Genomic DNA, 223 nt, shown 5'->3' with positions numbered 1-223 from the left:
CAACCCATCCGATCGTGATCGGCATTCTGGCCGGTTCCGCCCTCCGCCCCATCGCTTCCGCGGTCCCGACACCGATCTGGCAGATCATGGACCTGCTGGCGAGCGCGGCCGGTCCCTGCGCCCTGATCTCCATGGGCATCGCGTTGCGCCGCTACGGGATGAAGACGGGGTGGAAGCTGCCGACGGTGATTTCCGTGCTCAAGCTCGTGGTTCACCCGCTCGT

Annotated in this window: 1 pseudogene; it reads left to right on the top strand. The window is 66.4% G+C overall.

The features are described from left to right. Positions 1-223 (top strand): annotated as a pseudogene (locus E4K09_RS18090) (AEC family transporter); the annotation flags it as partial.

The sequence above is a fragment of the Microvirga pakistanensis genome, from assembly GCF_004458765.1.
GTDB classification, from domain to species: Bacteria; Pseudomonadota; Alphaproteobacteria; order Rhizobiales; family Beijerinckiaceae; genus Microvirga; species Microvirga pakistanensis.
The sequence above is the reverse complement of the archived record's forward strand: the minus strand, read 5'-3'. Positions and strand labels throughout refer to the sequence as shown.